Annotated in this window: 9 protein-coding genes; 8 read left to right on the forward strand and 1 reads right to left on the reverse strand. The window is 54.8% G+C overall.

Features of this window, described 5'->3' with window-relative positions; all coding sequences use genetic code 11:
• The first annotated feature begins 91 nt into the window (after nucleotides 1-91).
• Entirely contained in the window at nucleotides 92-565 is a 474-nt protein-coding gene (locus SH467x_RS13855) for a hypothetical protein (RefSeq protein WP_482367701.1), read from the forward strand.
• 72 nt (nucleotides 566-637) lie between these two features.
• Here SH467x_RS13855 and SH467x_RS13860 read toward each other — a convergent pair whose 3' ends face one another.
• Nucleotides 638-2,752: an ATP-dependent helicase gene (locus tag SH467x_RS13860; protein WP_482367702.1), complete on the reverse strand. Its 2,115-nt coding sequence runs from the start codon at nucleotides 2,750-2,752 to the stop codon at nucleotides 638-640.
• Between the two features lie 171 nt (nucleotides 2,753-2,923).
• Between SH467x_RS13860 and argC the strand changes: the two genes are divergently transcribed.
• The 7 genes from argC (at nucleotide 2,924) to SH467x_RS13895 (ending at nucleotide 12,990) form a co-directional block, all read left to right on the forward strand.
• Nucleotides 2,924-3,946, forward strand: coding sequence for an N-acetyl-gamma-glutamyl-phosphate reductase (argC, locus tag SH467x_RS13865; protein WP_482367703.1), 1,023 nt, complete (start codon nucleotides 2,924-2,926; stop codon nucleotides 3,944-3,946).
• A 50-nt stretch (nucleotides 3,947-3,996) separates the two neighbouring features.
• Nucleotides 3,997-5,202 (forward strand): hypothetical protein, encoded by a 1,206-nt coding sequence (locus SH467x_RS13870; protein ID WP_482367704.1) that lies wholly within the window; start codon nucleotides 3,997-3,999, stop codon nucleotides 5,200-5,202.
• Nucleotides 5,203-5,332: 130 nt separating this feature from the next.
• Complete coding sequence (locus SH467x_RS13875) at nucleotides 5,333-6,076, forward strand: ABC transporter ATP-binding protein (RefSeq protein ID WP_482367705.1); 744 nt, start codon at nucleotides 5,333-5,335, stop codon at nucleotides 6,074-6,076.
• A gap of 138 nt (nucleotides 6,077-6,214) precedes the next feature.
• Complete coding sequence (locus tag SH467x_RS13880) at nucleotides 6,215-9,130, forward strand: Gldg family protein (protein ID WP_482367706.1); 2,916 nt, start codon at nucleotides 6,215-6,217, stop codon at nucleotides 9,128-9,130.
• 20 nt (nucleotides 9,131-9,150) lie between these two features.
• Nucleotides 9,151-11,091, forward strand: coding sequence for a DUF4340 domain-containing protein (locus SH467x_RS13885; protein ID WP_482367707.1), 1,941 nt, complete (start codon nucleotides 9,151-9,153; stop codon nucleotides 11,089-11,091).
• A 124-nt stretch (nucleotides 11,092-11,215) separates the two neighbouring features.
• Nucleotides 11,216-12,736, forward strand: coding sequence for a YeiH family protein (locus tag SH467x_RS13890; RefSeq protein WP_482367708.1), 1,521 nt, complete (start codon nucleotides 11,216-11,218; stop codon nucleotides 12,734-12,736).
• Nucleotides 12,733-12,990, forward strand: coding sequence for a hypothetical protein (locus SH467x_RS13895; RefSeq protein WP_482367709.1), 258 nt, complete (start codon nucleotides 12,733-12,735; stop codon nucleotides 12,988-12,990). Before SH467x_RS13890 ends, SH467x_RS13895 begins: the two co-directional genes overlap by 4 nt.
• Nucleotides 12,991-12,993: the final 3 nt, after the last annotated feature.

Here is a 12,993-nt window from a genome sequence, read left to right on the forward strand (position 1 = left end):
GCGACTGTCGCTTGACGGTAAAACAACGAGACGAGCGGTACCCCGTGTGCCGTTCGTTTTTCTTTTTATTACAGCTTTTCAGGGGATAATCATGCGTTTCACTTTGGTATTGGGTTTGGTTCTGTCGTTGGGGGCATCGATCGTCGGATGCGGGGACTCCGGGCCATCGCTCGCCCCGGTCAAAGGGAAGGTCATGATGTATGGCAAGCCCTACGAGAAAGGTTTGGTGGTGTTTGAGCCTGTGGGAGGAGGACCTGCTGGAACTAGCCGCACCGATGCGAATGGTGAGTTCGAGATTTGGTCGGCAGGAAGAAAGGGGGCGATGATCGGCGACCACAAAGTTGTTGTCACCACGATCATGGATGCGCCTGTGGAAACGGCCCCGGTTGCACCCGCAAGTTCTGATGACCCTGCGTACATGAGCCAGGCGCACGGCAACAACATGTCGCAATACAAAGCAGCCGAAAAGAATAAGGAGCCGATCCCAGCGAAGTACAACAAAAACTCCGAGCTCAAATGCTCGGTTCCAGCTGCTGGCACTCAGTTCGATATCGACATCAAATAGATCTCGATCAATGGATGACGATGGAAAAGCAGGTGGCTGCGGGTCAGCCACCTGCACCCATCGCGCGTTGGGCTACTTCTTCCCACTTGCCGCTTTCTTTGCTTCGTCGGCAGCGCCCCGGATCGCCTTCATCCTGTTCGGATTGTCCGCTTGCCCGGTCACCTCGTAGAGAAACCGACTTGGAAATGTAGGACGCGCTTTCCCCCACTTGAATCGGGACATCGGTAGCGAAAGCGAGAGTTCGTCTTGAGCCCGCGTGACGCCGACGTAACAAAGTCGGCGTTCTTCATCGACCGCATCTGCATCGGTGACAATGGATTTTCGATGCGGCAAAATTCCTTCTTCCATCCCGACCATATAGACGATGGGAAATTCAAGTCCTTTGGAGCTGTGGTAGGTCATAAGGGAGATCGCATTGCGACTCATCTGTTTCTCTTTTTCCTTGGGAGAGCCGAACTCTCGCCCGGCGAGCGTTACAGAGGAAAGGAAGTCATGGATCGTGGGTGTGTCGGTCTCTTGTTCGTATTCTGCGACCGCATTGATCACTTCTTCGATAGAGCCGAGTCGCATGTTGCAGTCATCGGGATCGGGGTAGAGACGTTCGACTTCTTCTCGGTATTTGATCGCATCGATCAAATCGGAAACGATGCGGGACAGCGATTCCTTTCCAAGCGTGGACTTCGTGGTCCCCTCTGGGGCTGGTTTCGTCGAGCTTGCAGAATCGTCCTCGTTGCGTGCGGAGGCTTCGAAGGCTTGAAGACGGGAGTGAAAATCGGACTGCAACGCCTTTAGCTTTGCGACGCCCCCTTGCGCGGGTGCGGGGAGGGATGCGACCATACCTCGCTCCTGCATCACTTTCCAAACGCTGGAGGATTCTGCGACTGCTCGTTTGAGGAGCTTGTCGACGCTGGTGGCTCCCATTCCGCGCGGAGGGACATTGATGACTCGGAGCAGTGCCAGTTCGTCGTCGGGGGAATCGATCCATCGCAGGTAGGAGATCAGATCCCGAACTTCCTTTCGATCGAAGAAGGACTGGCTACCGGTGATGACATAGGGGAGTTTGCAACGCCTCAGTTCCATTTCAAATGGGCGAGGCTGTTCGTTCGTTCGAAACAGAATCGCAAAGTCCCCAGCTTCGACCATGGGATCGTTCCTAAGGCGTCCTGCGATTTCCTCGACGACACCTTTTGCTTCTTCGGCTTCGCTCGGGAACTGAAGGATGCGAGGTTGTTGTCCGTTAGGGCGAGCCGCGCGCAATGTCTTGTCGTGGCGATGGGCATTGAAGACGATCAATCGATTGGCCATTTGCAAAATGGCATCGGTCGATCGGTAGTTGTCTTCCAAGCGAACGACGGTCGCTTCGGGCCAATCGTTTTTAAAGTTAAGGATGTGGCGCACTTCAGCACCTCGCCAACCGTAGATCGATTGGTCGTCGTCACCCACCACACACAAATTACGGTGGTCGATTGCGAGGGAACGGATGATGCGGTATTGAGTACCGTTTGTGTCTTGGTATTCGTCGACCAGGATGTGGTCGTATCGGCTGGCTTCTTCCCGGCGGACGCGATCGTTTTCGGTGAGCAATTGTTCAGCGCACACCAGAAGGTCGTCAAAATCGAATGCGGCTTGGAGTTTGAGAGCGCGTTGGTAGCGTTTGTAACCGCTGGCAGCCATGTGCTCTTTGTCGGTGATCGCCGCCGAGTTGGCTTGGTCGGGGCGCACCCCGATATTCTTCCAATTGCTAACGATGTTGAGAAAGTCGCTCGGCTTGAGCATATCCTCGTGGACTTTGATTTCGCGAAGGACCGTGCGCGCCACGCTTTCGGCGTCGCTTCGGTCATAGATCGTAAACTTCTCTGGGTAGCCTAGCTCTTTCGCGTGCCGTTTGAGAATTTGGACGCAGTGCGAATGAAAAGTCCCGATGACGGGGCGCTGGGGAGCGGGTTGGCCGCGTCGGACTCGTTTTGGAATCTTCAGCTGATGGGAAACGCGTTCGTGCATTTCCTGCGACGCTTTGTTGGTAAAGGTCACCGCCAAAATCCGATCGGCCCGTGTCCCGTGTCGAATCAAGTTTGCGATTCGGAACGTAACGACCCGAGTCTTCCCTGTCCCAGCACCTGCGAGCACCAGCAAGGGACCGGAAAGAGTATCGACCGCGCTCTGCTGGGGGGGGTTCAATTCTGCCATGCAAGCCAATGTACCGGAGAGACTCGAAGTCGAAAGTCCAGTTTTCTGGGCTCCCTTACCCTCCGCATAAAAGGTAAAACTTATCGAAAATCTCGACGGAGAATAACGGGTGACTGCGGCTTTCGCCCAAGCATCCGAGTGCGCCCAGGAACGAGGAGAGGGACCTTTGCAATGTTGATTCGAGTTGGCATCGTTGGTGCATCCGGCTATACAGGGCTCGAAGCGATCGAGTGGTTGCTAGGACATCCTCAAGTGCAGATCACAGCAGTCACCAGCCGGCATCCGAATGGATACATGCTTGGCGATCTTTACCCCCATCTCATGGGACGTATTCGGCTCCCGTTGGAGGACGCTAGCCCGGAACAGTTGGCGGCCAAGTGCGATGTCGTGTTGACTTGTTTGCCACATGGTGCTTCAGCCAGGCGATCGGTGGATCTATTGAATGCGGGTTGCAGGGTGATCGACCTTTCTGCCGATTTCCGACTGAGTTGCCCTGCTTTGTACGAAAAGTGGTATGGCGAGAAGCACCCTGATCCTTTGAAACTCGGAACGACCCCTTATGGCCTGCCCGAGCTTTTCGGGGATGCCATTCCCAACGCGAACTTGATCGCCAACCCTGGATGTGTCGGAACTGCGTCCATTCTCCCGCTAGCGCCCTTGGTGAAAGAGGGGTTGATCGAATGCGATGACATCATCATCGATTGCAAATCGAGTGTGAGCAGCGAGGGAAGGGCCTTGAGGAAAGAGGGGCTCTACTGCGAGGCCGCCGAGAGCGTTTCTGTACATGCGATCGGCAGCTCGCGTCATCAGCCTGAAATCACCGACATCGTCAAACGCTTCAGTGGAAAAGAGATCCATTTATCGTTCACCCCGCATGTTGTTCCCATGGAACGAGGGGTGATGGTTACGTCCTATGTCAAACCGACCGGGACCGTTTCCACCAACCAGATACGAGAATGTTTGCTGGCCTATTACCACGAATCGCCGTTCGTGCGAGTGATCTCACACCTGCCGGCCACGCGATACGTCACACGCACGAATTGCGTCGATATCGCGGTTCGGGAGAACGGTTCCCGAATCACCATCCTATCGGCCTTGGACAACCTGGTGAAAGGTGGTAGCGGTGCCGCCATCCAAAACTTGAACCTCATGTTTAACCTTCCCGTGACCACCGGACTTCAGCGCGGTTTCTAAGCTCGAATTCCCTCCCCCCCGATCGATACCCTTCCCCATCGAGACCACCCTTGAACGCAAATTTTTTTGAGCAACTTCAGAAGCTCCATACCGAATCGGGCCCTGTTGCGACGGCGAAACGTTTGGTCGAAGAAATGAGGCAACAAAAGCGTTATCCAGAGCTTTTTGAAGCATTGAAGATGTACCATCGGGTGGAGTTGGGGCTCCCTGCAGTACAGACCGATCCAACCGGGAACGGATCCAACACCAATCTGCTTGGCGACCCGGTTCAAGACCAGCTCGACAAGCGATTGATCGAGTCCTGTAAAGAAGTCGGCGCTGCGCTGCTGCGGCAAGGAGCTTTGCAGGAAGGCTGGATGTACATGCGAGCGGTGGGAGATCGCGAGGCCGCAGCCGAGGCGCTCGAGAGCGTCGATGCCACCCAAGAGAACTTGGATATGCTCCTCGCCCTATTGGTGCAGGAAGGGGTGGACGTCAGGCGAGGGACACTGCTTTCCTTATCGATGCGTGGGACATGCAACACGATCACCATGATGGATAGCATCATTGCCATGCGAGGGCGAGCCGATCAGCAAGCGGCGGTGGGAGTATTGGTGGAGCATGTTCATCAAGAACTGCTGGAAAGCGTTCGAGCCGACTTGCAGCGTCGGGAGAATTGGACAGCCGACCATCCCGATGCCAGGGAGTTGAGTCTGGAGAAACTACTCGTCAGCCGACCAGGGCTTCTCAAGGACGGGACGTACCACCTCGATACGACCCACTTGGCATCGACGATCCGTTTCGCCCGGATTTTGGACGACGAAAAATCGTTGAGGCTCGCGCTCGACATCGCCCAATATGGCCGTCAATTGCACGCGCAGTATCAATATCCCAGCGATGAGCCCTTTGCGGATCTGTATCCCATGTCGATCGCGTTGTTCAAGGCGTTGCTGGGAGAGCAGTTGGAGGGGGCCGTCCGGATGTTTTTGCAGAAGGCCGAAAGCTTGGATCCGCAGGAGCACGGAACGGTCGCCATTGAGACCTATGCCGACCTTTTGACCCGCATCGGACGCCCCGGCGAGGCGATGCAGTTTCTCATCAAGCGAATGCCCCGCGGTATGAGGCCTTATGGGATCGCCCCTTCCCTGATCGAACTGGCGGAGTTGTCGGGGGAATACCAAACCATGATGAACCACGCTCGCGAACGCTTGGACGACGTCGGTTTCGCAGCCGCCCTGCTCCAGCAGGCCACCGTCAAGAATCAAACCGCCCGATAATCTCCGCTCCCGTCGAACCGGCAGCCTGGGCAAAACGTACCGGCCGAGGCGAGTGACATTGTTGAGGAATTTATTCTCGATATACTGCCTCGCCGTGCTTTTTAGGTGATTCTAGCCAAACGGAAACCTTATGACGGAAATGACGACCAGTGCAGTGCCCATGATCGAGGCCGATGGATTGTCCAAGTTCTACGGTCCATTCGCCGCGGCGCGGGGTATCTCTTTTAAAGTAAACCAAGGCGAGTTAGTGGCATTCCTGGGCCCCAACGGGGCGGGAAAAAGTACCACCATGAAAATGCTCACCGGATATTTGGCTCCCAGCGAAGGGGTCGCTCGGATCGCCGGCCACGATATGTTTCGCGATCGGATCGCGGGTTCCAAGCGATTGGGGTACCTGCCTGAAAACGGCCCTCTCTACCCGGACATGACTCCGTTTAGCCTGCTAAACTTTTTTGCGGATGCCCGCGGGTTGGCGGCGGATTACAAAAAGACGCGGGTCGAGGCCGTGATCGAACTGTGCGACTTGAAGTCGGTGGTGCACAAGGCGATTAGCAAACTCTCCAAAGGGTTTCGGCAACGCGTCGGCATGGCGCAAGCGTTGTTGCATGAGCCCGATGTTCTCATTCTCGACGAGCCGACCGCGGGGTTGGATCCGAACCAAATTCGCGAAGTTCGAAATACGATGCGAAAGCTTGGGGAAACCAAAACCATCTTGCTCTCGACCCACATTCTGCAAGAAGTCGAGGCGATGGCGTCCCGGGTCATCATGATCAACGAAGGACGAAAGGTTTTCGAGGGGAGCGTGGCGGAACTCAAGGAGATCAAGGGTGATCTCGCAGAGGCCTTCCACAAGTTGACCGGGGCGGCTGCTTAGCCCCCCTGCTGTGCTGTCCAAATCGGCACGGCGCACTAGCTTCCCAATGACGTCGATGTTCGCCACGCCTCGTCCAAGAGGGCCGACTCGCGACATCGATCCGTGAAAGATGACACATTACCAGTAGGATCGATTGCTGTGACACTTACATACGTTCTGACTGCTCTGATCAAACTCCTCGTCTTAGACCTTGTGTTTCTCGGAGTCATCCTGGCGATCGTCATGGCCCTGGCGATGACGCGTCGCGTTGGATACGCGGTACTCAAAAGAAACTTCTACGGATATTTTTCGAACCCAACCGGTTATGTCTTTCTTTGCTTGTTCGTTTTGCTGACGAGCATGGCGGCGTTTTGGCCCCACGAGTTCTTTAGTTCCAACTTGGGAACGCTCGGCCAGCTCAACAAGTGGTTTACGTACATCATGCTCTTCTTTATCCCTGCGATCACGATGAGCATTTGGGCGGAAGAGCGCCGACAGGGAACCGACGAGCTGCTCCTGACGCTCCCGGCTGACGACTTTGATATCGTCATCGGGAAATACGTCGCGGCGGCGGCGATCTATTCGGTTTCGCTTCTCTTCTCCCAGTTCTCAACGTTTATCGTTCTCTCGTTTCTAACGCAGGGTGAAATCGATACCGGGTTATTCTTCACCAACTACATTGGTTATTGGTTCATCGGATTAGCGATGATCGCGATCGGCATGGTCGCATCGTTCCTCACCAACAATCTGACCGTCGGGTTTATTCTTGGAGCGCTGTTCAATGCACCTTTGGCGTTCGCGTTCAAAGCGGACACGATTGCGGATCGCTCCATTGCTAGAGAGATCAAGAACTTTAGTGTTCCGGAGCGATTCGACGATTTCGGCCGAGGTGTTCTGAGTCTTTCAAGCGTCTCGTACTTTGTCCTCGTCGCAGCCTTTGGACTCTATCTCTGCATGATCTTGATTGGCAAGCGACATTGGAGTGGCGGACGCGATGGAAACCAGAGGCTTGGACATTATCTCTTCCGGCTTGTGGCTATCGCCGTGATCGTGATCGCCGGAACGATGTTGTTCCAGAACAACGATCGCCGAATCGATGCGACCGAGATGAAGGTTAGTTCCATCTCTCCCGTTACCGAAGAGTTGATCGCATCGCTCGGCAGCGACCGCGAGATTGTGGTCGATGCCTACCTGTCGGCAGATGTGCCGGAGGAATACGCGAAAATCAAGTACCAGGTGATCTCTCTGCTGAAAGAGTTCAAATCGGCCGCGCAGGCGGCGGATGTCACCATGCAGCTTCGCATTTACGACTCCGTGCAGCCTTCCAGCGAAGAAGAGAAGCAAGCGGAGCAGCAATATGGAATCGTTCCACAAACGATCCGAGTTCGAGAGCGAGGAGCCTACTCGGATCAGCCGATCATGTTGGGGGCCGCCTTCCGAAGCGGATTGCAGAAAGTGGTCATTCCCTTCTTCGAACCGGGGGTCCCTGTCGAATACGAACTGGTCCGTTCCTTGACCACCGTTTCGAAACCGGCCCGAAAGAAGCTGGGGGTACTCAGTACCGAAGCCAAGATGATGGGTGGGTTCGATATGCGAAGCATGCAGTCGATGCCACAACAGCCCATCATCGATGAACTAGCTAAGCAATATGAGATTGTTTCGGTGAACGCAGCATCGCCCATCGATATCGAAAAGTTGGATGTTCTGCTCGCCGTGCAACCATCGTCCCTTTCCCCCGAGGAAATGACGAACTTCATCGATGCGTTGAAGTCAGGACTGCCGACGGCGATCTTTGAAGACCCCGTAGTCGCGTTGGAACCGATCATTGGAACGGGCGATCCGAAACAAGCTGGTGGACCGATGGCGATGCTCGGTGGCGGCGGTGCTCAACCCAAGGGCGATATGCGTCCGCTTTGGCGAGAACTGGGGCTTGAGATCCCCGGACGACCTGGAGCGATGGGCTTGCTCGCCCCCGATCTTTGCTGGCAGGAGTACAACCCTTACCCCGTCCTCGCAGAAACTTCCGAGGCTAGCGACCTTTGGATCTTTGCTCGCGAAGAAGCCCCGGGTGCGGACGGCGCGTTCAACAGCAACAGTGAGATCAGCAAAGATCTGACTGAGCTTATGTTCCTTTACTCGGGAGTCATTCGACCGTTACCCGAGTCGGAATCGAGCGTCGTGGTCACGCCATTGGTACAAACCGGATTGAAGGCCGGAACGATCACCCAGCAGGATCTCAATAGTATCGAGCGTTCCGGACTTTCCCGAGCTACCGAGACCAAACTGCGCTTGGGGGAAAGCACAGGCGCGCAAGTGTTGGCGGCTTGGATCGAAGGCAAAGCCAGCGGAGCCAGCGAGGCGACGGCGACGGCGAAGAAAGAAGGGGACGAGACGGCGCAGCCCGCCGCCGAGACCCGCTCGATCAAAGCCGTGTATGTTGCTGACGTCGATTGCTTGACCCGGACGTTCGTCGACATTCGAAACCGACCGCAGATGCTGGAAGATATCAAATTCCAGTTCCAAAACATCACATTTGTTCTCAATGCGATCGATGTGCTTGCTGGTGAGACCAAGTATCCTCAGGTGCGTCGACATATTCCAACATTTAGCACTCTCAAGCTGGTGGAGGCCCAGGCCGAGAAGGCCCGGCAGATCGAGGCTTCCAAGCGTGCGGAATTCAGCAAGAACTTTACCGAGGCGATTGCAAAGGCCGAGGATGAGAATGCGAAATCCGAACGTGAGTTCAAAGAGAGAATCGACAAACTGGCATCCGATGGCAGTATCGATGCGTCGCAATTCGCGGACTTGGAACGATTGCGTCAGCAGGCTGCGATCAAACAACAAAACACGGTGAAACGATTCCGTGTGGAGAAAGATCGATTGCAGCGAGAACGCGATCAAGGCATCCGCAATGCACGCCGCGAGGCGGATGATGCGATCGCAAAGATCCAGAATTACTACAAATTGTTGGCCGTGTTTGTGCCGCCCATTCCGCCACTTGTTGTTGGCATTGTCGTTCTCGTCTCGCGTCGATTGCGAGAACGAGAAGGTATTTCGAAGAACCGACTCAAGTAGCTTCAAGGGAGAGAACCAAAGTGACTGAAGGACGCAAAACTGCAGTATTTGCCTTGATCGCAGGCGCCGTTACCCTGCTCGCTTGGGTGACGGGTAACCGAGTGACCACCGATGTCTCCACCGCGAGCAGCCGAATCGGCGTGACCCTCTTTGAGAAGTTCACGGATCCTCTCACGGCGGCGTCGCTAAAGATATTGAAGTACGACAATGCCAAGGAGCAATTCGACGAATTCGAAGTTTCGAAGGACCGCAAGTCGGGACTTTGGACCATCCCTTCGCATGAAAGCTATCCCGCCGACGCTTCGAAGCAGATGGCGGACGCGGCGACGCTGTTCATCGGATTGAAGGTCCTCGACGTCGCAAGCGAGAAGCGGGCCGACCAAGTCCTTTTTGGAGTGGTTGAGCCGAACAAGCAAAAGGAAGCCGAAGGTGGCGAAGGGGTTGGTATGCTTGTTCAGTTGCGCGACGAAAAGGGAGAGATCCTCGCGGATTTGATTATCGGTAAAGATGTCGATGGCAACAAACGATTCGTCCGTGTTCCTGCCGAGGATTTGATCTATGTCTGCGAATTGGATCCCGCCCCACTGACGACGGAATTCAAGTCATGGATCGAACCCGATCTGCTCAAGCTGAGCAGCAATGACATCGAGACCCTCGGAGTACGCGATTACCAAATCGTTCCGACCGAGCAAGGTATGGTGCTCAGCCGAAATTATGAAGCCGATTTGACCTTCTCCAGTACAGCCAATCAATGGTTGGCCAATCGCATTACCTCCTTCGACGCAGGAAGCCCTGCGGAGAAGGTGATCGGTCCTGAAGAGCAACTCAATACGGTAAAGCTCAACGAAATCAAAAACACCCTCGATAATTTGAAGATCGCGGATGTGACCAAGAAGCCATCGGGGCTCGCAGCCGACTTGAAAGGGGATAAATCAGTCCTAAGCAACGAAGCCATCACATCGTTGGCCCGTCGAGGATTCTATCCCAACCCCAATCAAAAAGACGGCTCCGTGGTCGATTTCTATTCGAAGAGCGGTGAGTTGCAAGTCACATTGAACGATGGCGTTCAGTACTTGCTCCGATTCGGAGGCTCCGCAAGCGCCGACATCAATGCAGCAACCGAAGAAGGGAAGGAAGATTCGGTTTCGATCAACCGATTCCTACTCGTTAGCGCGCGGTTGGATGAGTCGAAGTTTCCGCAACCCACTTTGGAAAAAGTTCCCGAGACGGTCGAGGAACTCAAGTCGATGGAGGCTTTAAAGGAGGCCGCCGGGGCGCTGAATGCCGCTCCGACCGTTCCCGCACTTGGAACCGGTGAGCCCGCCCCAGCTCCTTCTACCGACCCAGCACCCTCTACCGACCCAGCAGCCAGCCCAGACCCTGAACCTGCGACAGAGCCTAAACCAGCCGATGCACCTTCGGAGAAACCGGCGACAGATGCACCTGCTGCAGAACCCGCCAGCGAACCGAAACCGACGGATGAACCGAAGGAAGATCAAGCGTCTGTAGCTTTGCCAATTGGAAAGTTGGTCGCCACCAACCAGGATGGTGCTGGCGCTCAGGAGCCAGCTAAAGCTCCTGAGGAAGCGTCAAAGCCTGCAGAGACTCCCGCTTCCGATCCCGCTCCTGCGGCTGACAAGCCTGCGGTGGCAATGCCCGCTTCGCAGGAGATTACGGAAGAAGAATGGAAGGAACGATTGGAAGCCGCTCGCGAACGGATCACCAAAGAGAACACTCGAAAGATTGAGCAACGCGATGAGAAACTGAACGCAGCCCGAGCGAAAGTGAACGAACTGAATCGACGGTTCGCCGACTGGTACTATGTGATTGGTGAAGGGGATTACGACCGATTGCGAGTTGCCTTCAAAGATCTCATCCAGCCCAAGTCGGCATCCGCAGGCCCAGGTAACTCGGGTCTGCCTGGAGGTGTGAGTCTGCCCGGGCTTCCGATTCAGCCTTGATCGATCCCAGTGAAAGCGTGATCGAAGGTCCTAACGGGACATCGATGTGTTAAGATAATGAGCCGCTCGCGGAACGATTCCGCGAGCGGTTTTTTTATTTGCCTACCTCTCAGGGAACTTGGACATGACTGCGGAGATATCGAGCGAGCCTGTCGTGCATGCGAACGCAGAGCGTCGCCCTTGGTATCGGATCGAGGATTACCTCACCATCTTCATCGCGATCTTCATCATAGGATCGGTTGGGCTGTGGTCATGGATGATGCGTCCTGAGAACTATCCCGAGTTGGTCGCCCAATCGACCATGGTGAAGCAGCGTATTGCGAAGTTGGACGCATCTTCGGAGTCGTATCAGGACGAGAAAAAAGCCTTGGAGAATGAGGCCAAAGCGATCGAGTCGAAGCTGGCGCCGATGCCGTTCAAGAACTGGCTGGTCCGACCGGGGGATTGGAAATCGAATCCGCTGGACGCCTTTCAAAAGAAGGGAGTTCCGATTTACTTTGGACTCGCCATCACATTTGTTGTCTTGATGGTGGTGTTGATGTTCGCTGTGCGGATTATGGGCAAGTCGGCGATCCGTTTTGGAATTGCTTTTGCGTGTGTCTTTCTCATGGCGACCCTATCGTATGTTCTCGCCGGGCAGGACGTCATCAAAGCCTACAACTTGGAATATGCTCTGTGGGCTCTGCTCCTCGGGTTGCTCGTTAGCAACACGACCGGATTGCCGAGTTGGTTGGAACCCGGTGCGCGAACGGAACTTTACATCAAGACGGGATTGGTTTTGCTCGGCGCGGAGGTTTTATTCAACAAGCTGCTGGCACTTGGTTTACCCGGTATTCTCATTTCATGGGTCGTCACGCCCGTCGTGTTGATCTCCACTTATTTGTTTGGTCAATACGTTTTGAAGATTCCGTCCAAGTCTCTCAATATGGTCATTTCCGCAGACATGTCGGTTTGTGGAGTCTCCGCAGCGGTCGCGACCGCTGCCGCTTGCAAAGCCAAAAAAGAGGAGCTCTCTCTGGCTATTGGATTGTCGTTGATCTTTACGGTTATCATGATTGTCGTCCAGCCTTACATCGTCGCATGGAGCGGGATGGGGGAGATCATCGGCGGAGCTTGGATCGGCGGAACGATCGATTCGACCGGAGCTGTCGCAGCCGCTGGAGAATTGGTGGGAGACAAAGCGAAAGACGTCGCTGCCACGGTGAAAATGATCCAGAACATCCTGATCGGCGTGATCGCTTTTGGGGTGGCTCTTTACTGGGTCTCGTTCGTCGAACGGGATGCGACGAGCAAACGCCCCCAGGTATCCGAAATTTGGAGACGGTTTCCTCGTTTCACGTTGGGATTTCTCGGTGTGTCACTGATTCTTTCCTATGTGCAGACATACGGAATCGAAGGAAAGATGATGGTTAGCAGCATCGTGGATGGTGCGACCAAATCCATTCGCGAATGGCTATTCTGCCTCGCGTTTGTGAGCATCGGTTTAGAAAGCAACTTCCGCGAATACAAACACATGCTAGCTTCGGGGAAGCCTGTTGTTCTGTACGTCGTTGGGCAAGCTTTCAATCTAACACTCTCCTTTTTGATGGCTTGGTTTGTCTTTACCAAACTCTATCCCAACGCCATGGAGTTGCTCTATAAATGAGTGCGAATCGCAACGGTCGATGGCTTTTGTTCAGCGTTGCTGCATTCGGCTCCGCAATTTGGCTTGGGGTCCTGCCAAGGATTGCGGAAATGGAATCGGTGCAACAGCGTGTTCAACGATATCGCGATGCGGGGATTGAGACCGGAGCGGTTTTTTATTCCGATCATCCAGCGATGCGCGATATCGAACGCCGAGTGGACAGCGTCGTGAACGGTGCAGACCGAGCGTTCTGGCGCTTGCCCACCGAGCTGTAGTTA

It is taken from the genome of Brakhagea slesvicensis, assembly GCF_052161625.1.
Taxonomy (GTDB): domain Bacteria; phylum Planctomycetota; class Planctomycetia; order Pirellulales; family Pirellulaceae; genus JBKCUI01.

Excerpts from the sequence above, each read along its gene's own strand:
- SH467x_RS13855 (WP_482367701.1), top strand. The coding sequence starts at position 92 with ATGCGTTTCACTTTGGTATTGGGTTTGGTTCTGTCGTTGGGGGCATCG.
- SH467x_RS13860 (WP_482367702.1), bottom strand. The coding sequence starts at position 2,752 with ATGGCAGAATTGAACCCCCCCCAGCAGAGCGCGGTCGATACTCTTTCC.
- argC (WP_482367703.1), top strand. The coding sequence starts at position 2,924 with ATGTTGATTCGAGTTGGCATCGTTGGTGCATCCGGCTATACAGGGCTC.
- SH467x_RS13875 (WP_482367705.1), top strand. The coding sequence starts at position 5,333 with ATGACGGAAATGACGACCAGTGCAGTGCCCATGATCGAGGCCGATGGA.
- SH467x_RS13890 (WP_482367708.1), top strand. The coding sequence starts at position 11,216 with ATGACTGCGGAGATATCGAGCGAGCCTGTCGTGCATGCGAACGCAGAG.
- SH467x_RS13895 (WP_482367709.1), top strand. The coding sequence starts at position 12,733 with ATGAGTGCGAATCGCAACGGTCGATGGCTTTTGTTCAGCGTTGCTGCA.